Origin of the sequence: Bradyrhizobium liaoningense, from assembly GCF_018130785.1 — a bacterium.
In the GTDB taxonomy this organism is placed as follows: Bacteria; Pseudomonadota; Alphaproteobacteria; order Rhizobiales; family Xanthobacteraceae; genus Bradyrhizobium; species Bradyrhizobium liaoningense_A.
Genome location: NZ_JAFCJT010000027.1, coordinates 60,147 through 81,665, shown reverse-complemented (window position 1 = coordinate 81,665; position 21,519 = coordinate 60,147). Strand labels below are relative to the sequence as shown.

Genomic DNA, 21,519 nt, shown 5'->3' with positions numbered 1-21,519 from the left:
GCTCGCAATGACGAACGGAGAGAGTACGCGCCCGACCTACGTCCCCTTCGGCCGCACGATGGCCCAGCCGATGCGCAGGAGCTGCTGGCGGCCGGTGACCAGCCATTCGAAGGCGCGCGGGACTTCCGGGACGATGCCGGGAAAGCGCGCGAGGATTTCCGGCGGCGGGGTGCCGGCGGTGTCGGAGGCGCGCCAGACCACGACGCCGCCGGTCTCGCTGAATTTGGCCTGCGACATCCACGGCGTGCGCGCGGGCTGTGCATCGATGAAGAGATGTGGCCGGCCGGAATGCAGCGTGATCAGGCTCGCAAGCTGGGTCTCGCCGGCAACCGCGCGCAGGCGATGATTGGTGCGGCGGGCAAAGCTCTCGTCGAAGAAATCCGAGATCGCGCGCGCCGGCATCGAGGTCGCAATCTCGTTGGCGCCGGTCCAGGGCAGGAACAGCACGGCGAGCACGACGCCGGCTGCGGGCGCCACGACGGCGGCAGCCCACACCGTCCGCACCATCCGCGCGCGGCGCATCGCGATGAGGTCGCCAGCCGCCACGACCACGGCGAGGCCCGACATGACCAGCACGACGCCGGCGCCGCCGACGACGGCCTCGAGCCCGAGCAAGCCGGAGATCAGGACCGCGCCGAGCGCTGGCGCCAGCGCGAAGAAATAGACGAAGTTGCGCGCGAGCGGCTCGGCTGGCGGCCGGTAGATGATCGGCGCTTCCTCGCCCCTGGCGACGAACAGGCCGGCATTGAGAAAGGTCAGCGCCGGGATCGCCGCGGCCCCGAGCACGAGCCCGCCAAGCAGCCAGGCCGCGTGCAGTGCGCGGGCGTTCAGCTCGGCAACCTGGGGCAGGGTCGGCAAGACCAGCGTCTCGGCGCGCATCAGCCAGACCGCGTAAGGCAGCGCCAGCACGGCCACGACGATCAGCGCGAACAGCGGATCGAGCGCGCGCAGTGTGCGGCGTCCGCCGGCGGTCGAGATCGCGAAGACGACGAGTAGGAGGAGAAGAAAGACCGCCGCGGGCGTCGTCAGCAGCAAGAGGCCCGCCTCGATCGACCAGGCGAACCAGGCATTGCCGCGGCGCTGGCCGATGATCTGCCAGGAATGCAGCAGCAGCAGCGCCCAGAGCGGCCGCGCCAGCACCAGCGGGCCAAAGTCGAGCGCCGGCGAGGAGAAGGCCAGCACCGTCATGGTCAGCAGGACGGCGAGCACCGCCTGCTGTGAGCCGACCACGGCGCGGGAGAGATGATAGAGCGTGACGAAAGTCGCGATCTCGCAGAGTTCGGCGAGCACATAGACGCCGAACACGTGGCCGCCGGCGGCGCGATAGGCGATGTCGGCGAGCCAGATCGGTAGCGGCGGGCCCAGATCAGTCCCGATCTGGTACTCGCGACCGAAGGCCAGCAGGGTCGCAAGGGTACCGGGCGGGCTGCGGTAAAACACCAGCGCCACGAACAGCCACATCGCGGCCTGGAGCAGCACGGCGATCCACACGATCAGCCGCGGCCGGGCGCGAATGAGCTCGATGACCAGGGAGGTAAACCGCATGCAACGTCCGAAAGATGCAGCCAACCCGTCCAGCCGGCCCTATTCGCTCACATCTGTTTTGATAAAGGGCGCCGCGCGTCGTGGCAACTGAGTCTCTTCTCCCTCTCCCCACAAGCGGGGAGAAGCGAAGAGCGCCGCAACGGGAAAGGAATGCTAGAGGCCCGCAGACGCATCGACCTGCACGCTCGCCTCCACCTGTACCTCGACCTCCGAGACCGCAAACAAGTCCCGCACCGGCTCGACCGTCCACGGCATATGCTTGGCGCGGGCGGCGGCGACGGGGGCGAAGAAGCTGCGGTGGTGGACGGTAGGACCGAGGCGGTCGAGCGCGTCGAGGTGCTCGGGGACGGCGTAACCCTTGTGCTGCTCGAATCCGTAGCCGGGGCAGTCCTGCGCCAGCGCGCACATCAGGCGGTCGCGCGTCACCTTGGCGACGATGGAGGCCGCCGCAATCGACAGCACGATACCGTCGCCGCCGATCACGGCCTCGCAGTCGCAGGCAGTGTCGAGCCGATCGCGGCCGTCGACAAACACATGACGCGGCGAGTCGGGCAGCGCCACCACGGCGCGCTTCAGCGCCCATAGCGAGGCGCGCAGGATGTTGTCGCGGTCGATCCGGGAGCGCGACGCTACCGCAACCGAGACCTGAGCGGTCGCGCAAATCTTGTCGAACAGTTTTTCGCGTTCCTCCGCCGTCAGGCGCTTGGAATCATCGATGCCGCGCGGGATGCGATCGGGATCGAGAATCACGGCGGCCGCGACCACGGGTCCGGCGAGCGGCCCGCGGCCGGCCTCGTCGCAGCCCGCAACCGGCCAGACGCCGCGCTTGATCAGCGCCCGCTCGCGGCGGAAGCTCGGAGGCGCAATGGCGATGATGGCTCTCTGCCTGACGGCCGACGGCTTGGCCGCCTTCGCAGGCGCTGCCTTCTTGGCGGCGTCCTTCTTTGGCGTGTCCTTCTCTGGCGCGTGTTTGGCCGGATTCCTGGTGGACTTGTCCCGAATCATGGCCGGGATCGTGCGCAAGCGGCCCGGCCGACGCAACCGGGAACCCTTCGCAATTCCCGTTATTCAGGCCGGCCGCCCTACTCGGCCAGATGCACCCGCCGGTCCTCACCGACCTCGATGCCCGGCGCGACCACGACCTCCCAGGGATGTCCGTCGGGGTCGGCGAAATAGCCGGAATAGCCGCCGTAGTCGGTCTCATGCGCCGCTTTCAGCAGCGCGGCACCCTTGTCGACAGCGAAGGCCAGAACCGCATCGACCTCGTCGCGCGTGGCGCAGTTCCAGGCGAGCGTCATGCCGCGGAAGGTCACCGGCCTCGGATTGTCCGGCAATCCCGCATCTGCCGCGAGTTTATCCCAGTGAAACAGGGCGAGCACCGGACCACCGGTATCGTAGAAAGCGACGGCCTCGCCGGTCGCCTTCAAACGACGCGAGAAGCCGAGCGCGTCATAAAAGGCGATGCTGGCGCGGATGTCGCTTACGCCCAGCGTGATCACGGTGAGCCGCGGCACCGGCACGGTGAGTTCCTTACTCATACTACGTCTCTTCCGCTTCCCGATCAGAACAGGCTGAGCTGATCGCCGTTCCGGTTCGGCCTCGCAAAGTGATCCGTCGTCAGCTTGGAGCGCCGCTTGTTCAGCCCAAGCCTGTCGCAGGCGATCTCGAAACGGCGGCCGATGGTCCAGGCCATTGGTCCCGTACCCTTCATCCGCTCGCCCCATTTCGCGTCGTAGTCGCGGCCGCCGCGCATGTCGCGGATCAGGGTGAAGACGTGGCGGTAGCGGTCCGGATAGTTCGCCATCAGCCATTCGCGGAAGAGATCGCGCACCTCCAGCGGCAGCCGCAGCAGCACGTAGGAGGCTTCCTTGACGCCGGCATGGGCAGCGGCATCGAGAATGCGCTCGATCTCGGAATCGTTCAGCGCGGGGATTACGGGCGCGACCATCACGGTGGTCGGAATGCCGGCATCCGAGAGCTGCTTCAGCGCCTCCAGCCGCTTCGGCGGCGTCGCCGCGCGCGGCTCCATGGTGCGCGCCAGTTTCGGATCGAGCGAGGTGACCGAGATCGCGACCTTGGCGAGGTTGCGCTTGGCCATCCGCGCGAGAATGTCGATGTCGCGCACGACCAGCGCCGACTTGGTGACGATGCCGACGGGATGGCCGGTGCGCTCCAGCACTTCGAGAATGCCGCGCACGATCTTTCGCTCGCGCTCGATCGGCTGATACGGATCGGTGTTGGTGCCGATGGCGATCATCCGCGGCTCGTAGCCGGTCGCGGCCAGCTCCTTCTCGAGCAGCGAAGGCGCCTCGGGCTTGGCAAACAGCTTTGACTCGAAGTCGAGCCCCGGCGACAGGCCGAGATAGGCGTGCGTCGGGCGCGCGAAGCAGTAGACGCAGCCGTGCTCGCAGCCGCGATAGGGATTGATCGAGCGGTCGAACCCGATGTCGGGGGAATCGTTGCGGGTGATCACCTTGCGCGAGGTGTCGATGCCGACACTGGTCTTGAATGGCGGCAGGTCTTCAAGGCTCTGCCAGCCGTCGTCGAAGGCGACGCGCGCCTCGGCCTCATAGCGGCCGCTGGCGTTGGACTGGGCGCCCCGCCCTCGCCTGCGCTGGCGGTCGATGGCGACCGCCAGTTCAGGGAAGTCAGAAGGCGCACCCGCCGGCTCGGAGGGCGCCGTGACCGGCGGGTGCTTGAGAGCATGAGAGGATGCTGGACTCATGAAGCCAAGATAGCATGGCAAAGGAACAAATCAAGAACACAAACAAAAAACTGAAAAACAACCCCATGCAAAGTAGCCGCCCAAATTTCGGGCACGGTCCTTTGACCTCACGCAACACGTTCCTCGTGGCGATCCCCTCTGATGCCGGCCAGGGATCAATCGTCGCGGAACAATGTTGGTGACGATCGCTGGGTGAAGGTCGGCAGGAACATGACAAATCAACAACAATCGCGCGCGGCGAGCAACGACCTCGATCTGCTCGATCGCTATTGGCGCGCCGCGAACTACCTCTCCGTCGGGCAAATCTACCTGCTCGACAATCCGCTGCTGCGCGAGCCGTTGCGGCCGGAGCACATCAAGCCGCGTTTGCTCGGCCATTGGGGCACGACGCCCGGTTTGAACTTCATCTATGCCCATCTCAACCGCGTCATCCGCGCGCTCGATATCAGCGTGCTCTATGTCTGCGGTCCCGGCCATGGCGGCCCGGGCATGGTGGCCAACACCTACCTCGAAGGCAGCTACAGCGAGATCTATCCGGACATTGCGCGCGACGCAGATGGATTGCGTAAGCTGTTCCGGCAGTTCTCCTTTCCCGGCGGCATTCCGAGCCACGCGGCGCCGGAAACGCCGGGCTCGATCCACGAAGGCGGCGAGCTAGGTTACGCGCTGGTGCATGCCTATGGCGCGGCGTTGGACAATCCCGACCTGATCGTCGCCTGCGTCGTCGGCGACGGCGAGGCCGAAACCGGCCCGCTCGCGGCGTCCTGGCACTCGAACAAGTTCCTGAATCCCGCTCATGACGGCGCAGTGCTGCCGATCCTGCATCTCAACGGCTACAAGATCGCGAACCCGACCGTGCTCGGACGGATGCGCGACGAGGAGATCCGCGACCTGTTCCGCGGCTTCGGCCACGAGCCGCTGTTCGTCGAAGGCGACGATCCCAAGCTGATGCACCAGGCCATGGCCGATGCGCTCGACGTCGCGCTCGCCAGCATCCGGTCGATCCAGCAGCACACCCGCAACAGCCGCGAGAGCGTCGAGCGGCCGCGCTGGCCGATGATCGTGCTGCGCAGCCCCAAAGGCTGGACCGGCCCGAAGGAGGTCGACGGCAAGAAGGTCGAGGGTTTTTGGCGCGCACATCAGGTTCCCGTTGCGAGCTGCCGCGAGAATCCGGCGCATCTCAAGATTCTGGAAGACTGGATGCGCAGCTACGAGCCGGAAAAGCTGTTCGACGAGAATGGCGCGCTCGTTCCCGAACTTCAGGTGCTGGCGCCCGACGGCCTCCGCCGCATGGGTGCCAATCCGCATGCCAATGGCGGCTTGTTGAAGAAGGAGCTGAAGCTGCCGGACTTCCGCAGCTTCGCCGTCGAAGTGCCGCAGCCCGGCGGCGTCACCGGCGAAGCCACGCGCGAGCTAGGCAAATTCCTGCGCGACGTCATCCGTCTCAATGCGCAAGAGCGCAACTTCCGCATCATGGGTCCGGACGAGACCGCGTCAAATCGGCTGGACGCCGTGTTCGAGGAGACCGAACGGGTCTGGATGGAGCCGATCGAGCCTTACGACGTGCACCTCGCGCAGGACGGCCGCGTGATGGAAGTGCTGAGCGAGCATCTCTGCCAGGGTTGGCTGGAGGGCTATCTGCTCACCGGACGTCACGGCTTCTTCTCCTGCTACGAGGCCTTTATCCACATCGTGGATTCCATGTTCAACCAGCACGCCAAATGGCTGAAGGTGACGCGGCACCTGCCATGGCGACGTCCGATCGCCTCGCTCAACTATCTCCTGACGTCACACGTCTGGCGGCAGGACCATAACGGCTTCAGCCATCAGGATCCCGGTTTCGTCGATCTCGTCGCCAACAAGAAGGCCGACATCGTCCGCATCTACTTCCCGCCCGACGCCAACACGCTGTTGTGGATCGCCGACCATTGTCTGCGCACTTACAACCGCATCAACGTCATCGTCGCCGGCAAGCAGCCGGCGCCGCAATGGCTCTCGATGCAGGACGCCGCCACGCATTGCGATGCCGGCATCGGCATCTGGACCTGGGCCGGCACGGAAGACGCAGGACAAGAGCCCGACGTGGTGATGGCCTGTGCCGGTGACGTGCCGACGCTGGAAACGCTCGCTGCCGTCGACCTGCTACGCAAGGCGCTTCCCGACCTGAAGATCCGCGTCGTCAACGTCGTCGACCTGATGACGCTGCAACCGAAGGAGCAGCATCCGCACGGCCTCTCCGACCGCGACTTCGACAGCCTGTTCACGTCGGACAAGCCGGTGATTTTCGCCTATCACGGCTATCCCTATTTGATCCACCGGCTGACCTATAACCGCACCAACCATGCCGGCATGCATGTGCGCGGCTTTGCCGAGGAAGGCACCACGACGACGCCGTTCGACATGGTCGTGCTCAACGGGCTCGACCGCTACCACCTCGCGATCGAGGCGATCGAGCGGGTGCCGGGGCTTGCGGCCAAGGCGGCGCAGGTCAAGCAGCAATTCCGCGACAAGCTGATCGAGCATTCGCGCTACGTGCGCGAGCACGGCGAGGACATGCCGGCGGTGCGCGACTGGGTTTGGCCGAACAAGACGGGTTGATGTAATGACGGCATCGGCCCTCGTCCTCAACTCGGGATCGTCGAGCATCAAGTTCGGCCTGTTCGATCTATCGGCGACTGAGCCTGCGCTGCTCTGCAAGGGCCTGCTCGACGAGCACGAGGCCAAGCCGCGGCTCGTGGTGAAGAGTCCCGCGGGGGACGACCTGTTCGAGACGCGGAGGGAAGCATCCGATGCGGACAGCGGCCATCTGTTCGCCGACGTGCTCGGCTTCATCGAGGACCACTTTGGCGATCACCGCTTGCGCGCCATAGGTCACCGCATCGTTCATGGCGGCCCGGACTATTGCGGCCCGGTGACGCTGACGGACGACGTCTATGCGAGACTGGAGGCGCTGACGCCGCTGGCGCCGCTGCACCAGCCACGTTGCCTGGCACCGGTCCGCACCATCAGGACGACAAGGCCCGACCTGACACAAATCGCCTGCTTCGACACCGCCTTTCATCACAGCATCGCGCCGCCCGCGAGCCGCTTCGCGATCCCGCGGCGCTATGAAGAGCGCGACATCCGTCGCTACGGGTTTCACGGCTTATCGTTCGAATATGTCGCGGGCCGTTTCGCCGACATCGCACCGGAGCTTGTTGGCCAGCGCACCGTGATCGCGCATCTCGGCAACGGCGCGAGCCTGTGCGCATTGCGCGATGGTCGCAGCGTCGACACGACGATGGGACTGACGCCCCTCGATGGTCTCGTGATGGGTACGCGAAGCGGCACGATCGATCCCGGCGTGCTGCTCTATCTGCAACAGCACGAGAAGATGTCGGTCGAGGATGTCCAGCACCTGCTCTATCACGAGTCAGGCCTGCTCGGCGTCTCCGGCATCTCCGCGGACATGCGCACGCTGCTGGCGAGCCGCGAGGCTGCAGCACAGGAGGCGGTCGAACTCTTCAATTTCCGCGCGGCACAGCAGGTCGCGCTGATGGCGACCACGCTGGGCGGGCTCGATGGCCTGGTCTTCACCGGCGGCATCGGTGAGCATGCAAAGGAAATCCGCGGTGCGATTGGTGAGCGACTCGGCTGGCTTGGTGTGCGCATCGATGGCGCCGCTAACGACGCGGCGCGCGAGCACATCAGCAGTGGCGAGAGCGCCGTTGAAGTGTTCGTCATTCCGACCAACGAGGAGCTGACGATTGCGCGGCATTGTGCGGCGGTGCTGCGAGCGATGAAAAATCCAACCGACTAGCACGAGATGGAATTGCGGCGGGCAGCTCCGGGCTTCCCCCTGTGGGAGAAGGTGGCGCGAAGCGCCGGATGAGGGGTTCTGTCCGCGTTCACATGTGCAAATGAGTATGCGGAGACATACCCCTCACCCGAGCGAGTTCGTGTCTTCTAACGGTGCCGCCCTCTCCCACAAGGGGCGAGGGCACAGTCATGCGCATCTCGTCGCGGACGGACGCCCTAGTGAGTCCCCGATAATATCTGAACACACCCGATCGCGACCTCGATCAAGATCAGCACGACGACAGCAATCTCGAGCCGCAGCGAGCGTTGGGTGTCGATGATGTCGGTCAGCGCATCGGCCGTCTCCGCGATGACCGTGAGCTTGCGTTCGAGCGTGTCGAGACGCTCCTTCAACTCGTACTCGTCTTCGAGACGCGCATAGAGGCGATCGAGCTGTGGCTTTTCCCAGAGCGCGTCGGGCTTTTCGGCAACCGCGACACGGCCGGCAACGCGCTGCTGGACGAGTAGTGCACTGCCGATGAGCTGCAAGATGCCTCTGCGCCGCCGCGACGTACGGCCTTTCTCGGCGAGCTCCCGCGCAAAGGGTTCGATCACGTCGAAGACTGCAGCAACGCGCCGCTCATCGCGTGCGAGTGACGTGCTCTTGGCAAGAGCGTCCGCGATCAGCAGCAACCGTTCATCGGAAAACTTCGAGAGATTGATCGGTCCGCCGGGCTGGATTGCCTCGACGTTTTCGTCCTTGCAGAGCTGCGCCTGCGCGATCTCCTCCTCGAAGGGGCTGAGTTCGCCGGTCACGCGGGATTTCAGGCTGTCGATCAACACCTTCTCCTCCGAAGGAAGGAGGCCGATCAGCACCACGACACCGTAGCGGAAGATCACGACGAGGCCGGCATGGACCCGAAAGGCGGCCGGTGTCGAGGAGACGGGCGCCCCGAGCTCGAGCCCGGAGGGATTGATGCGTTCACCCAGCATCACAGCGCGTATCCGCAAGGTCGGCGCGGCATCCGGCTTCGGCGATGTTGGCGTTGTGCCAACGGGAAGTTGATCGGCGTTCACTGGACCATCTCACTTTGCGCGGCGAGCGTTGCACGTTTTTCCCGTCGCAAGGTCTGTGTCAGACTGCCGGTGCAACCTTGCCGAACGTGCCGTCCTCGCCCCGATCATGTCGGTAGAGAAGGCCCCCGTTTGAAGCTCACGAAAACGACATTCGAAGCGTTCAGCAACCACGCCACCCCGAGCGCGACATATTCGGCTGCGACGGACTGCCCGTGGTTTACCATTGCGGACCCAAGCGCCGTCAAAAAGTTGCACTCGGCGACGCGGCGTGTTTATGACACATTCATAACAAGCTACGCTTCTCCCGAAGTGCAGACATCGAAGCCTCAATCATGCTGAGCGTCATCATACCGACCGAAGGCGTCGAGCAGACGGCGGTCGCAACTCTGGCCGCGCTGGTACCCGGTGCCGCCGCGGGCGTCATCCGCGAGGTACTTCTCGTCGACGGCACCCGCAACGGCGTCATCGAGCGCGTTGCGGACGTTGCAGGCTGCCGTTTCATCGGCTTCGAGGGCTCCTCGCAAGGCGCTGCGCTTGCCGCCGGCGCGCTCCAGGCCCGTTCGCCCTGGCTGATGTTCCTCCCCGCCGGCGCCGTGCTGGAAACTGGTTGGATCGAGGAGACCAGCCAGTTCATCCAGGCCGTCGCCACCAGCGGCCGGGATCGTGCGGCGGTGTTCCGCTATGCACGTTCGCCCTACGCAGACACCGGGTTCCGCGACGTCCTCTGGACCGTGGTGCGCAAATTCGTCGGTCCGCTCGGCGATCAGGGACTTTTGATCGCGCGTGACCATTACGATCGGATCGGCGGCTACCCGCCCCAGGCCCGCCGTTCCGAGGCGCAGCTGCTCCGGCGGCTCGGCCGCTCGTCCCGAACCATGCTGCGCAGCCGGATCGTCATGGTCGGCTGAAACCGCCGGTACGCGCCCCAGATACTTGCCAAAGTCAAATAATTATTTGACAATGGCAATTATTGAGGTGACTCCATGGCAATCGACGGTACCGACGACCCCATCGCAGCGGTTCGCGCCTTCAACCGCTTCTATACCCGCAAGCTCGGCGTGCTGGACCAGCATCTCGGCAAGAGCCCGTTCTCGCTCAGCGAGGCCCGCGTGCTCTACGAACTCGCACATCGCGACGACCTTGCGGCAAAGGAGATCGGAAACGAGCTTGGTCTCGACGCCGGCTATCTCAGCCGCATCGTCCAAAGCTTCGACGAGAAGGGATTGATCACGCGAAAGCCCCTGCCCGCGGATCGCAGGCAATACCAGCTCAGCCTCACCGCCAAGGGCCGCCAGACCTTCGCCAAGCTGAACCTGGGCTCGCAAAACGAGGTCGCCGCGATGCTGGCCCGGCTGTCCGCCGGCGACGCAACGCGACTCACGCAGGCCATGGCGACCATCGAGGATTTGCTGGAGCCGCACAGAAGTCAGCCCGCTTCTGTCGTGCTGCGCAGCCACCGCGTCGGCGACATGGGCTGGGTCATCTCCCGGCAGGGCGCCGCCTATGCCGCGGACTACAACTGGGACATCAGCTACGAGGCGCTGGTCGCCGAGATCTGTGCGCAGTTCATCAAGAACTATGACGCCGCGCGCGAGCACTGCTGGATCGCGGAAGTCGGCGGCGAACCGGTCGGCTCGATCTTTCTGGTCAAGGCCACCGACGAGATCGCCAAGCTGCGCCTGTTGCAGGTGGAGAAGAAGGCGCGGGGGCTCGGCGTCGGCCGCGCGCTGGTCGAGCAATGCATCCAGGGCGCTCGCGAGCGGGGCTACAAGAGGATGACGCTGTGGACCCAGAGCATTTTGGTCGCCGCACGCGGCATCTATCAGAGCGCGGGCTTCAAGATGTTGAAGGAGGAGAAGCACCACAGCTTCGGTGCCGATCTGGTCGGCGAGACCTGGGAGCGGGATCTCTGATGCGGCGGCACGCGCTCATCACGGGAGAGCTCGTCGATCTCTACAAGCGACGGGCGCGACGATTGCACGTGGAGGCGCACCGGAATTTGTGGCGCGTGGTGTGGGCTCGCTGCGGCGGAAGAGATCGTCACTGGCGCAGCGGGCGCGATGCGCATTGCTGTGCCCTTGCCCCTTGCGGGAGAGGGCAGCGACGCTGGCAAAGGCAAGCTCACTTGGGTGAGGGGTATGTCTCCACGGACGCAACTCTCTCGCAGCGCACTCGCCGATAGATACCCCTCATCCGGCGCCGTAGCCGAAGCTTCGCTTCGGCGTGCTCTTAAGAACGGCGGCCAAGGCCGCCTATGCCACCTTCCCCCACAAGGGGGGAAGGGAAGAAAGAGCCTCAGCGTCCGCGCTTACACCGTTGCGCCCTGCGCCTTCGGCCTTCGCAGATGCTCGTCCAGCCTTGGCATGATCTCGACGAAATTGCAGGGACGCGTGCGGTAGTCGAGCTGGGCTTTGAGGATGCCGTCCCAGCCGTCGCGACAGGCGCCGGGCGAGCCTGGCAGGCAGAAGATGTAGGTTGCGCCGGCGACGCCGGCGGTGGCGCGGCTCTGGATCGTCGACGTCCCGATCTTGGCGTGGCTCATCATGTGGAAGGCGATCGAGAAACCGTCCATGCGCTTCTCGAACAGCGGCTCGATCGCCTCCGGCGTGACGTCGCGCCCCGTGAAGCCGGTGCCGCCGGTGGTGATGACGACGTCGATGCCGGCGTCGGCAATCCAGCGGCGGATCACGGCGCGGATCGCCTCGACGTCGTCGGTGACGATCTCGCGCGCGGCAAGATGATGGCTCGCGGCGAGGAGGCGATCGGCGAGTGTCTGGCCGGACTTGTCGTCGGCGAGCGCACGCGTGTCGGAGACGGTGAGAACCGCGATGTTGAGCGGGATGAACTGTTTCGTTTCGTCGATGGAGGCCATTGGTACTTACCTTCTTTCCCACCCACCGCCGTCATCCCCGGACGAACGCATTTGCGTTCGCTCGGGAGGTGCGCGCCGTGCGGTGCAAGCGTACCGCACGGCGAGCCTCGAAGGATGGGCCGGAGACTCCGCCATCCTTCGAGGCCCGCCAAAAGGCGAGCACCTCAGGATGACGCCACTAATAGCTTGCTACGACCCGTTGCCGAACGTGTTGCAGGCCTGGACGGTACCCTGCTGGTAGCCGGTCATGAACCACTGCTTGCGTTGCGCCGCCGAGCCGTGGGTGAAGGAATCCGGCACGACGCGTCCCGTGGCCTGGCGCTGCAGCGTATCGTCGCCGATCGCGCTCGCCGTGGTCAGCGCGGCGTCGATGTCACCGGGCTCGAGGAAATTCGGGCGCTTCTTCGACTCGCGGTTGACCCAGACGCCGGACAGACAGTCGGCCTGCAATTCGACCCTCACCTGGAGCGCATTGGCCTCGGCCTTGCTGCCGGCCTGCTGCTGCAGCCGCGTCACGCGCGGAATGATGCCGAGCAGGTTCTGGATGTGATGGCCGGCCTCATGCGCGATGATGTAGGCGGTGGTGAAGTTGCAGGCGGACTTGCCGGAGCAGCCGCGGAAGCGCGTCTCGACCTCGCGGAAGAAACTGGTGTCGAGGAAGATGGTACGATCCGGCGGACAGTAGAACGGCCCCATCGCCGACTCTGCCCGGCCGCAGCGACCGCCATTGGTGACGTTGCGGAACAGCACCACCTTCGGACCGGTGTAGGACTGGCCCGAGGCCTGGAATATCTCGCTCCAGCGGTCGTCGATCTCGCCGAGGATGCCGGAGATCATGCTGCCCATCTCGTCGGTCGGCGCGCCGCGCTTGGCCGAGCTCGACTGACGATCGGTCTGGTAGGAAGGCGCCTGGCCGCCGCCGGTAAGGATCTCGGCGCCGCCGATCAGGATGCGCGGATCGATGCCGAAGGCATAGCCGACCAGGCCGAGCACGATGATGGTACCGATACCTAGACCGCCGCCGCCCATCGGCAGGCCGAACCCGCCTCCACCGCCGCCCATGCCACCACCGTCATCGCGACGATCCTCGATGTCGTCGCTGCGGCGAAAGTCATCGTAACGCATGGCGGCTTTCCCTTAAGGTCCCGGATGGGCGGTTCTTGGCGCGCGGATGCGCGAAAGCTCAACGCGCCACATACGTAAAATTTCCGTTGCACTTATCAATATCGCGGTCGGCAAAAATTGCCTAGTGCGACAGCATGTCGATGGCAGCAATTTTTTCCGGGAATCGTGCAATTTTTTCCGAGAGAAATTTGGGGACCTGACTGCTCCCGCAACGCGAAGAAATACGAAATACACTGGAAAACACGACGAATGCGCAGAGCGAAACGCGCGCAATGCGCGATGCGAGGGCTGCTCACGAAAGCAGCGGGTTAAGTCGATTTTTACTTTGCCGCTCCATTGTAACGGTCAGTCGGTTGTTTGGTCCCGCGTCGCCGACAGCGTCGCCTGAGTCAGAGTTCTTGAGTCATGGTAGTGTCGCGTCGCGGGGCGTCTGCAAGGGCGCCCCGCACAAATTTTGAGTCCGCTTCGCACAGCATCATCCTCGGTGATTGCGTCGCCGAGATGTCGAAGCTTCAGGCAGGTTCGGTCGACCTCGTGTTCGCCGATCCACCCTACAATCTCCAGCTCAAGGGCGATCTGAAGCGCCCCGACGAGTCCCACGTTGACGCCGTCAACGACGACTGGGACAAGTTCGATTCGTTCTCCGCCTATGACGATTTCACCCGCGCCTGGCTGCTTGCCGCCCGCCGCGCGATGAAGCCGTCGGCGACGATCTGGGTGATCGGCTCCTATCACAACATCTTCCGCGTCGGCGCGATCATGCAGGACCTCGGCTTCTGGCTCCTGAACGACATCGTCTGGCGCAAGTCGAACCCGATGCCGAATTTCCGCGGCCGCCGCTTCACCAACGCGCACGAGACCATGATCTGGGCCGCGCGCGACGAGAAGGCCAAGGGCTACACGTTCAACTACGAGGCACTGAAGGCCGCGAACGAGGACGTGCAGGCACGGTCCGACTGGCTGATCCCGCTATGCACCGGCGAGGAGCGCCTCAAGGGCGCCGACGGCAAGAAAGTGCATCCGACGCAGAAGCCGGAAGGCCTGCTCGCGCGCGTGCTGCTGTCGTCGTCAAAGCCCGGCGATCTCGTGATCGATCCCTTCAACGGCACCGGCACCACCGGCGCGGTCGCAAAGCGCCTCGGCCGTTCCTATATCGGCTTCGAGCGCGACAAGACCTATGCCAGGGCGGCAGAGGCGCGCATCGCCGCGGTCGAGCCGCTGCCGGAAGAAAGCCTCGCCCCGTTCATGACCGCGCGCGAAGCGCCACGGGTCGCGTTCTCGGAGCTGATCGAGCGCGGCATGATCATGCCCGGCACGAAACTGTTCGACGCCAAGAAGAAGCTCGGTGCACTCGTGCGTGCCGACGGCGCGATCATGTTCGGCGACAAGGTCGGCTCGATCCATCGCATCGGCGCCGTGGCGCAAGGTGCGCAAGCCTGCAACGGCTGGACCTTCTGGCACGTCGAGACCAAGAAGGGTCTCAAGCTGATCGACGAGCTGCGCGCCGAGATCCGCGCGGGCATGGGGGCGGAGTAGTTTTCTCCGCGGTCCCGTAGGGTCGGTAAAGCGAAGCGTGCCCACCACCTAGAATGCCGCAAGCGACGCGGTGGGCACGGCGCTTCGCGCCTTTGCCCACCCTACGGCTCCTTGAATGCGGCCACGGCCAGGACTAGAATTCACCGATCAGCCCCCGTCCTGACCGGTCCGGCTCCCATGCGACGACAGTCCGAGACATTGCTGCTGGTGCCGCTGCTGCCGATCTTCCTGCTCGGCATGTTTCCGATGTTCCTGATCGCCCTGCTCGGCTTTTTCGGCCTCGCCATCTTCGGCGTGCTGGTGGTCTGCGTGGGGCTCGCCAGCAGCAACGAGGCGCATGACACTTTCAATCACGACGTCATCGTGCACGGCTATGCGCGCGGATCGGAGCGCAAGGCACGGGCCTCCGACATGCATCTCGCCACCCGGCTCGGGCTGCGCCTTGAGGCCGTGGGCGCGGCCATGGTGATTACGGCGGCGATCGGCCTTTGTTACGCCGGCTGATCTGCGCACCACGCAGATACCGCCCGGCAAACTCGCCGGTTGCGCTCTCCGACGAGGTTCAGGCAAGACAAGGCCGCCAGCGGCAATGACGCTGCGTTCGCTCTTGGCCACCAGACACTCGGGAGATGATCGATGCTCAAATTCTATTTCAACGGGTCACCGAACCCGACCAAGGTCGCGCTTTATCTGGAAGAGGCCGGCCTGCCCTTCGAGCCGGTCAAGATCGACACCCGCACGGGCGAGCAGTTCACGCCGGACTATCTGAAGATCAATCCGAACGGCAAGGTGCCGGCGATCGACGACAACGGCACCATCGTGTTCGACTCGAACGCCATCCTGCTCTACCTCGCCGAGAAGACCGGCAAGTTCCTCCCCGCCGCCAACGTCCGCGGCGAGACGCTGTCATGGCTGATGTTCATCGCCACCGGCGTCGGGCCGTATTCGGGTCAGGCCGTGCACTTCAAGCATTTTGCGCCGAAGGACCAGAACCACGACTACGCCCATAACCGCTACCAGTACGAGACCGATCGCCACTACAAGATTCTCGACGCGCACCTCAAAGGCCGCCGCTACATGGTCGGCGACAGCTATTCGATCGTCGACATGGCGCTGTGGGGCTGGGCGCGGATGGTGCCGTTCAAGCTCGGCGATGATGCGTTTGCGCGCTACCCGAATGTGAAGCGGTTGGTGGACGAGATCTCGGCGCGGCCGGCGGCCGCACGCGCGATCGCCCTGAAGGACAAGTTCACCTTCAAGGCCGAGATGGACGACGAGGCCCGCAGCAACATGTTCAAGCACATGACGACCAAGGTCGCCTGATCGTCCACACCTTCGGCTCGGGTCCACGCGCATGCGCGTGGACCTTTGCTTTTGTGATGCCCGCGCCGCTCAGGCGGCGTGGACCGAGCTCAGGAACCTGGCGACCTCTTGCTTCAGGCGGTTGCTGTCTGAAGACAGCGAACGCGCCGCCGAGAGCACCTGCGAGGAGGCCGATCCGGTCTCGGAGGCGCCGCGCTGCACGTCGCCGATATTGGTCGAGACGCGCTGCGTGCCGTGAGCGGCCTGCTGGACGTTGCGGGAGATTTCCTGTGTGGCAGCACCCTGCTGCTCCACGGCCGCCGCGACCGTCGACGAGATTTCCGACAGCCGCTCGATGGTGCCGCTGATCTCCCGGATGGAGCCAACCGATTCCTCCGTCGCGGCCTGGATGCCGGAGACCTGCTGGGCGATCTCGCCCGTGGCCTTCGCCGTCTGCTCGGCCAGCGCCTTGACCTCGGAGGCGACCACGGCAAAGCCGCGTCCGGCCTCGCCGGCGCGCGCGGCCTCGATGGTGGCGTTCAGCGCCAAGAGGTTGGTCTGGCCGGCAATCGTGCTGATCAGCTCGACCACGTCGCCGATGCGGGCGGCGGCCTTGGAGAGCTCGCCGACCCGCTCGTTAGTCCGGCTCGCCTGCCCCACCGCCTCGTTGGCGATGCGGGCGGATTCCTGCACCTGGCGGGCAATCTCGCGGACCGAGGAGGAGAGCTCTTCGGTGGCGGACGCGACCGCCTGCACGTTGGCCGAAGCCTCCTGAGACGCGCTGGCGACCTCAGTGGACAGGCCATGGGCCCGCGAGGCGGTCGTGGTCAGGGTGCCGGCGGAGGCCTCCAGTTCGTTCGACGCCGATGACACGGTGTCCACGATCTCGCCGACCGCCTGCTCGAACTGGTCGGCGAGCCGGACCATGTCGGCCTTGCGGCTCTCCGCCTGGCGCGCCTCGATCTCGGTCTGCTCCGTGCGCAGGCGTTCGGTGTCGATCATGTTGGTCTTGAACACCTCGATCGCCTTGGCCATGTCGCCGATCTCGTCGGCCTTGCCGCGTCCGGGAATCTCGACCTCGAGATTGCCGCCGGCCAGCAGCCCCATCGCGCGCGTCATCGACGTCAGGGGACCGACGATGCTGCGGGCAATCAGGAACGCGACGATCAATCCGAACAGGGTGGCAAGGCCGCCCGCGATCTCCTGCACGCTCGTCGTGCCGTCAATCACGGCTTCTGCCTGGCTGCGCGACTCCTTGTAGTCCTTCTTCAAGGCGGTTTCCGCGACCTTGAGCTTGGCGATGCTGTCGACGATCAGGGGCGCGAGGTTCTTGTGATAGATCTCGTCGGCCTGGAGCATCGCCGCCGACGTCGTCTCGAACGCGGATTTGTAGATTCCAAGCGAGGTCTTCACCGGCGTGAGCGTGGTTCGCAATTCCGTCGCCTGCGGGCTCTTTTCGAGCGCCGAGAGGCGCTGCGACGCCCTGTCCACATTGGTTCTGAAGTTGGCGGGCCCCTTGGTGTCGCGCAGGGCCAGGAAACGCCAGTTCGCGATCTGGACGAGAAGCAGCCTGGATTCGAGGTCCGCAACGAGGGCCGCGGTGTCTTCGTCGACGGCGGCGCGCGCCACATCGACCAGCTTGCCCATCTTGACGGTCAGTTCGTCACCGCTCGGCAGCAGCGTCGCCTTGCCCGTCCGCGCCTCGTTGACGGCGTCGCCGAGATTGTCACGCAAGCTTCGCATTTTTGCGATGTCGGTGATCAGGTCGTTGTAGAGCTTCCGCCGCTCCTCGGAGAGCGTCCCCTGCGCCCCGACCTTCAACAGTTCGGTCGCCGCGGTCTCCCGCTCGGCGGCCTCCTTCATCGCAGGCTCGCTGCCGTCATAGACGTATCGCAGATTGGCCCGCTGGATGGCCTGGAGATGGGCCGAGATCTCCAGCACCCGCGCGGTGCTGTCCGAAAGGGCGGATTGTCGTGAGACCTGGTCCTGCACGGACCGCAAATTCCAGATGGCGACCACCGCCATCACGAGACCAACCGCCACCAAGGCCATGAAGCCTGCGTACAGGCGTCCCCTGATCCGCAAACGAAAGTTCGGCATTCCCACTGTCCACCCAGATGCATGTGAATTCGGGCGGACGCACGACTCCTGCGATCGTCACGGCCACCCCCGGCACCCGCGAGTCGCTTTTCGGCACCCACGCTGCACCGCGACACAATGGAGGACACTTGTTAATTGAACCTTCCGATTTTTCGCGCATGTGTGCGCAGGCCCACACAAGACCTGCTGATTTTATCGGCAGCGGCGCGAGGTTTCGGCGCGAGGCCCGCAGCCGCATGCAGAGCGCTGCATGCGGCCGCCGGGATGGAGGTTTATTGGGCGACCGTCCCCTGCAATTTGCCGAGCGCGTTCTCGACGACTTCCAGCGTGTAGGGCTTCTGGACCACCGGCGCGGACGCCAGCTCTTCCGGGATCGGCGCGCGCTCGCCATAGCCGGTCGCGAACATGAAGGGCACGCCGATCTCCTTCAGCTTCTCGGCCACCTTGATGCTGCTCTCGTTGCCGAGGTTGAGATCGAGCAGCGCAAAACCCGGACGCGTGCGCTCGATCGCGCGCAACGCCTGGTCGACGCTCGCCGCAGTATCGACATGGCGGGCCCCGAGATCGAGCAGGATGACTTCCGCCGCCATGGCGATGATCAGATTGTCCTCGACGATCAGTGCCGTCTCGGAAATTCGCGGACGGGCGGGTTGCTGCTCCTCGACGCGCATGGCGGCTCCTGCGATTGATGGTACCAGTTCGACGAAATTGGGCGGGATGACGAATTTGGCCTGGACGCCCAGCAGGTCGAAGCGGATTTCGGCTTCGCCCTTGAGGTCGAACGGCACCGAGCGCTCGATGATGGTGGTGCCGAAGCCGCGGCGCGACGGCGGCTGCACCGGCGGCCCGCCGCTCTCCTTCCACTCGATCTCGAGGCTCGAATTCGGATCGAGCCGCCAGACCACCTCGACCTGGCCGGTGGAATCCGCGAGCGCGCCGTATTTGGCGGAATTGGTCATCATCTCGTGCACGACCAGCGCCAGCGTCGCGAACGCCTTGGGATCGAGCGCGACGTCGGGCCCGCCCATCTTCACGCGGCCGGCGCGCGCGCCGAGATAGGCGCCGGCCTCGGACTCGACCAGCGAGCGCAGCGCAACCGGGGCCCAGTTGAGATTGGTGATCTGGTCGTGGGCACGGGCCAAGGCCTGGACGCGGCCGCCGAGCACGCCGGCGAACTCCTCGACCGAAGTGGCGGTGTCCTTGCTTTGCGCGACCAGCGCGCGGACGAGGCTCAAGATATTGCGGACGCGGTGATTAAGCTCGGCGATCATCAGCTCCTGCCGCTCCTGCGCGCCGCGACGCTCGCGGGCCGCAAGGTCGGACAGTTGCAGGATCACTTCGAGCAGCGTGACGCGCAGGCTTTCGGCGATGCGGATGTCGGCCGTGGACCACGGTTTCGACTGACCCGCCACCGTTTCCTGCCAGAGCTCAAAGCTCTTGCGCGGCGTCAGCCGCGGTCCGTTCGGTCCCTCGTCATAGACCTTGTCGGGCGCGCCCGCCCAGTTCACCGAGCGCACGACCTCGCGCCGGAAGAAGATCAGGCAATCGCGCGGCGTCCGCGAGATCGGAATGGCGAGAAATCCCGCCGCGCGGTCGCGAAAGGACTGGCCGGCAGCATAGACCTTGGCAATCTCGGCACTGGCGAAAATCCGTCCCGGCGAGGTCCGGTTGATGAAGGCGACCAGCTCCTTCACCTCGTCCTCGGTCGGCGTCTGGCCCTGAAGCGTGATCTTGTTGTCGGACCACACCGCCACGCCGTCGCAATCGATCATCCCACGATAGTCGCCCAGGAAGTCGACGATCGCGCGCCGGCTGTGCTCGTGCGAGGCCGCGGTCTCGATCAACCTCTCCTGCACCTGGTGAGCGCGCATCTCATAGGCGACATCGCCCTCACGCTCGCGCCCCTCCACGATCCAGGAGAACATCTGCCCGAACAGCTCGGACGCGGTGCGCTTCTCGAACGAGATGTAGCGCGGCGAATAATGATGGCAGGCGAACAGGCCCCACAGCTTGCCGTCGCGCAGGATCGACACCGACATCGAGGCCCCGACGCCCATGTTGCGTAGGTATTCGATGTGGATCGGCGAGACCGAGCGCAGCACGCTCATGGAGAGATCGAGCAGCCCCGCATTGTGCGTGGCCGTCGAAAACAACGCGGCCGGTGTCGAATTGATATCGGCGATGATGCGCAGCCAGTTGCGCTGATAAAGGATGCGGGCCTGTTTGGGGATGTCGGAGGCCGGATAGTGCAGGCCGAGGAACCGTTCGAGGCCGGCTTCCGCAGCTTCAGCGATCACTTCGCCCGATCCGTCCGGGTGAAACTGATAGACCATGACGCGGTCGAAGCCGGTCAAGACCTTGAGCTGGCGCGCCGCCTCGCGGGCGAGCTCGGTCATGCCGCGGGTCTTGCGGATTCGCTCCAGCATCAGGCGGACGAGCTCGCCGGAATTGACGCCGGGCTCGCTGACGCTGGGCTCTGCCTCGATGACCAGATAGACGCCGGAGAAGTGGATGGAGAGATCGTAAGGCGGCTTGCCGGCCTGGAGCTCGACACCGAACATGCGCTCGGTCGTATCGGGGCCGCTGAGATGATCGACGCGGCTGCGAATGGTCTCGACGGCGGCTTCCGAGATGACGCGCGACAGCGGCTGCTGGAGCAGGTCGGCGACGTCAGTTCCGAGAAAGCTGCCCACATTGTCGGAGGCCATGCAGATCGTGAAATCCGACAGCACCGTGAGCAGGAAGCCGAACGGCTGGACGCTGCCGGGAATGTGGATCGGCTCGCGATCGCAATTGGTGAGATTGACCGCCTCGTTCATGCGCGGTCCGCCGCCTGCTCGAAGGCCGCGAAGGCGAGACGCGCCGACTCGATCGTCTCGTCCTCGTCGCAAGCCTCTTCGTTTTGAAGCTTTGCCAGAAAGCTCTGCCAGAGCCGTTTGCCCGCGCCATGGCTGAGATAGGAGGTGGCCTCGCCGATGCGCGGATCGCCCGCATCCGCGACCGCCTTCAGCAGAAACTTTGCGCCGAGCCGGGAGCCCTCCAGAACATACAACGTGCCGAGCATGCCACTGCGCGTCAGCGGCGCCACGGACACGGTGGATTGCGCGGCGCTGCCGAGCTGCGCGAGATCCGCCGCGATCGCGGCGCTGCGCGCCCGCTCCCGCCAATCCGGAAACATCTTGGCGACGCCAGCCTGCACAAGCGCAGATTCGAGCGGAAGAAGTGCGCCGGCGCTGGCTTGCAGGAAGCGGCGGTAACCGGACAGGACTGTGAGGTCGAACGACGAAAGCTGCGCATCGAGCTCCCGGTGCGCATTCGCGGTCGCATCTCTCAATCGTTCGCGGAGTCCGGAAAAGCTGCGGCCCACCTGTGTTGAAACGTCCGAAACCCCAGCCAGCATGAAATTTCCCAAACGCGTGCGATGCCCGGGGCGCGATTGCCCCGGAAACGGGCAAACGCC

General features: G+C 65.2%; 17 protein-coding genes. 7 read left to right on the top strand and 10 right to left on the bottom strand.

What is annotated here, in order from left to right; translation table 11 throughout:
- Positions 1 to 36: 36 nt before the first annotated feature.
- From JQ627_RS33525 to JQ627_RS33510, 4 genes are all read right to left on the bottom strand, one after another.
- Positions 37 to 1,545 carry a glycosyltransferase family 39 protein gene (locus JQ627_RS33525; RefSeq protein WP_212488631.1) on the bottom strand — a complete coding sequence of 503 codons (1,509 nt, stop codon included), beginning with the start codon at positions 1,543 to 1,545 and terminating at the stop codon, positions 37 to 39.
- 153 nt (positions 1,546 to 1,698) lie between these two features.
- Positions 1,699 to 2,550, bottom strand: coding sequence for a ribonuclease HII (locus JQ627_RS33520; protein WP_212488630.1), 852 nt, complete (start codon positions 2,548 to 2,550; stop codon positions 1,699 to 1,701).
- A 77-nt stretch (positions 2,551 to 2,627) separates the two neighbouring features.
- Positions 2,628 to 3,083 (bottom strand): VOC family protein, encoded by a 456-nt coding sequence (locus tag JQ627_RS33515; protein ID WP_212488629.1) that lies wholly within the window; start codon positions 3,081 to 3,083, stop codon positions 2,628 to 2,630.
- Between the two features lie 23 nt (positions 3,084 to 3,106).
- Positions 3,107 to 4,270, bottom strand: a complete 1,164-nt coding sequence (locus JQ627_RS33510) for a PA0069 family radical SAM protein (RefSeq protein ID WP_212488628.1) — start codon at positions 4,268 to 4,270, stop codon at positions 3,107 to 3,109.
- A 210-nt stretch (positions 4,271 to 4,480) separates the two neighbouring features.
- Here JQ627_RS33510 and JQ627_RS33505 point away from each other — a divergent pair, with 210 nt between their 5' ends.
- Together JQ627_RS33505 and JQ627_RS33500 are read left to right on the top strand one after the other, a co-directional pair.
- Positions 4,481 to 6,868: a phosphoketolase gene (locus tag JQ627_RS33505; protein WP_212488627.1), complete on the top strand. Its 2,388-nt coding sequence runs from the start codon at positions 4,481 to 4,483 to the stop codon at positions 6,866 to 6,868.
- A gap of 4 nt (positions 6,869 to 6,872) precedes the next feature.
- Entirely contained in the window at positions 6,873 to 8,069 is a 1,197-nt protein-coding gene (locus JQ627_RS33500) for an acetate/propionate family kinase (RefSeq protein WP_212488626.1), read from the top strand.
- A gap of 215 nt (positions 8,070 to 8,284) precedes the next feature.
- Here the strand turns inward: JQ627_RS33500 and JQ627_RS33495 are convergent, their stop codons facing one another.
- The gene (locus JQ627_RS33495) at positions 8,285 to 9,124 is read right to left on the bottom strand and encodes an RMD1 family protein (protein WP_212488625.1); all 840 of its coding nucleotides are present in this window, start codon (positions 9,122 to 9,124) and stop codon (positions 8,285 to 8,287) included.
- Positions 9,125 to 9,456: 332 nt separating this feature from the next.
- Between JQ627_RS33495 and JQ627_RS33490 the strand changes: the two genes are divergently transcribed.
- Both JQ627_RS33490 and JQ627_RS33485 read left to right on the top strand, forming a co-directional pair.
- Positions 9,457 to 10,032 (top strand): glycosyl transferase, encoded by a 576-nt coding sequence (locus JQ627_RS33490; protein WP_212488624.1) that lies wholly within the window; start codon positions 9,457 to 9,459, stop codon positions 10,030 to 10,032.
- A 75-nt stretch (positions 10,033 to 10,107) separates the two neighbouring features.
- Complete coding sequence (locus tag JQ627_RS33485) at positions 10,108 to 11,037, top strand: helix-turn-helix domain-containing GNAT family N-acetyltransferase (protein ID WP_212488623.1); 930 nt, start codon at positions 10,108 to 10,110, stop codon at positions 11,035 to 11,037.
- 395 nt (positions 11,038 to 11,432) lie between these two features.
- Here the strand turns inward: JQ627_RS33485 and moaB are convergent, their stop codons facing one another.
- Positions 11,433 to 11,996, bottom strand: coding sequence for a molybdenum cofactor biosynthesis protein B (moaB, locus tag JQ627_RS33480; protein WP_212488622.1), 564 nt, complete (start codon positions 11,994 to 11,996; stop codon positions 11,433 to 11,435).
- Positions 11,997 to 12,185: 189 nt separating this feature from the next.
- Positions 12,186 to 13,121 (bottom strand): neutral zinc metallopeptidase, encoded by a 936-nt coding sequence (locus tag JQ627_RS33475; protein ID WP_212488621.1) that lies wholly within the window; start codon positions 13,119 to 13,121, stop codon positions 12,186 to 12,188.
- A 405-nt stretch (positions 13,122 to 13,526) separates the two neighbouring features.
- Between JQ627_RS33475 and JQ627_RS33470 the strand changes: the two genes are divergently transcribed.
- From JQ627_RS33470 to JQ627_RS33460, 3 genes are all read left to right on the top strand, one after another.
- Positions 13,527 to 14,657: a site-specific DNA-methyltransferase gene (locus JQ627_RS33470; RefSeq protein WP_283817155.1), complete on the top strand. Its 1,131-nt coding sequence runs from the start codon at positions 13,527 to 13,529 to the stop codon at positions 14,655 to 14,657.
- Positions 14,658 to 14,834: 177 nt separating this feature from the next.
- A complete protein-coding gene (locus JQ627_RS33465; protein ID WP_212488619.1) occupies positions 14,835 to 15,161 on the top strand; it encodes a hypothetical protein in 327 nt (108 codons plus the stop codon).
- A 132-nt stretch (positions 15,162 to 15,293) separates the two neighbouring features.
- On the top strand, positions 15,294 to 15,980 hold the full coding sequence (locus JQ627_RS33460; protein WP_212488618.1) for a glutathione S-transferase family protein: 687 nt from the start codon (positions 15,294 to 15,296) through the stop codon (positions 15,978 to 15,980).
- Positions 15,981 to 16,049: 69 nt separating this feature from the next.
- Here the strand turns inward: JQ627_RS33460 and JQ627_RS33455 are convergent, their stop codons facing one another.
- The 3 genes from JQ627_RS33455 to JQ627_RS33445 all read right to left on the bottom strand — a co-directional run bounded on the left by JQ627_RS33455 (position 16,050) and on the right by JQ627_RS33445 (position 21,459).
- Positions 16,050 to 18,059, bottom strand: coding sequence for a methyl-accepting chemotaxis protein (locus tag JQ627_RS33455; protein ID WP_212488617.1), 2,010 nt, complete (start codon positions 18,057 to 18,059; stop codon positions 16,050 to 16,052).
- Between the two features lie 272 nt (positions 18,060 to 18,331).
- The gene (locus JQ627_RS33450; protein ID WP_212488616.1) at positions 18,332 to 20,878 is read right to left on the bottom strand and encodes an HWE histidine kinase domain-containing protein; all 2,547 of its coding nucleotides are present in this window, start codon (positions 20,876 to 20,878) and stop codon (positions 18,332 to 18,334) included.
- Positions 20,875 to 21,459 carry a biliverdin-producing heme oxygenase gene (locus tag JQ627_RS33445; RefSeq protein ID WP_212488615.1) on the bottom strand — a complete coding sequence of 195 codons (585 nt, stop codon included), beginning with the start codon at positions 21,457 to 21,459 and terminating at the stop codon, positions 20,875 to 20,877. Before JQ627_RS33445 ends, JQ627_RS33450 begins: the two co-directional genes overlap by 4 nt.
- Between the last annotated feature and the right edge of the window lie 60 nt (positions 21,460 to 21,519).

Excerpts from the sequence above, each read along its gene's own strand:
- JQ627_RS33475 (WP_212488621.1), bottom strand. The coding sequence starts at position 13,121 with ATGCGTTACGATGACTTTCGCCGCAGCGACGACATCGAGGATCGTCGC.
- JQ627_RS33505 (WP_212488627.1), top strand. The coding sequence starts at position 4,481 with ATGACAAATCAACAACAATCGCGCGCGGCGAGCAACGACCTCGATCTG.
- JQ627_RS33455 (WP_212488617.1), bottom strand. The coding sequence starts at position 18,059 with ATGCCGAACTTTCGTTTGCGGATCAGGGGACGCCTGTACGCAGGCTTC.
- JQ627_RS33520 (WP_212488630.1), bottom strand. The coding sequence starts at position 2,550 with ATGATTCGGGACAAGTCCACCAGGAATCCGGCCAAACACGCGCCAGAG.
- JQ627_RS33460 (WP_212488618.1), top strand. The coding sequence starts at position 15,294 with ATGCTCAAATTCTATTTCAACGGGTCACCGAACCCGACCAAGGTCGCG.
- JQ627_RS33485 (WP_212488623.1), top strand. The coding sequence starts at position 10,108 with ATGGCAATCGACGGTACCGACGACCCCATCGCAGCGGTTCGCGCCTTC.
- JQ627_RS33445 (WP_212488615.1), bottom strand. The coding sequence starts at position 21,459 with ATGCTGGCTGGGGTTTCGGACGTTTCAACACAGGTGGGCCGCAGCTTT.
- JQ627_RS33515 (WP_212488629.1), bottom strand. The coding sequence starts at position 3,083 with ATGAGTAAGGAACTCACCGTGCCGGTGCCGCGGCTCACCGTGATCACG.
- JQ627_RS33510 (WP_212488628.1), bottom strand. The coding sequence starts at position 4,270 with ATGAGTCCAGCATCCTCTCATGCTCTCAAGCACCCGCCGGTCACGGCG.
- JQ627_RS33525 (WP_212488631.1), bottom strand. The coding sequence starts at position 1,545 with ATGCGGTTTACCTCCCTGGTCATCGAGCTCATTCGCGCCCGGCCGCGG.
- JQ627_RS33500 (WP_212488626.1), top strand. The coding sequence starts at position 6,873 with ATGACGGCATCGGCCCTCGTCCTCAACTCGGGATCGTCGAGCATCAAG.
- JQ627_RS33490 (WP_212488624.1), top strand. The coding sequence starts at position 9,457 with ATGCTGAGCGTCATCATACCGACCGAAGGCGTCGAGCAGACGGCGGTC.
- JQ627_RS33450 (WP_212488616.1), bottom strand. The coding sequence starts at position 20,878 with ATGAACGAGGCGGTCAATCTCACCAATTGCGATCGCGAGCCGATCCAC.
- JQ627_RS33465 (WP_212488619.1), top strand. The coding sequence starts at position 14,835 with ATGCGACGACAGTCCGAGACATTGCTGCTGGTGCCGCTGCTGCCGATC.
- moaB (WP_212488622.1), bottom strand. The coding sequence starts at position 11,996 with ATGGCCTCCATCGACGAAACGAAACAGTTCATCCCGCTCAACATCGCG.
- JQ627_RS33470 (WP_283817155.1), top strand. The coding sequence starts at position 13,527 with ATGGTAGTGTCGCGTCGCGGGGCGTCTGCAAGGGCGCCCCGCACAAAT.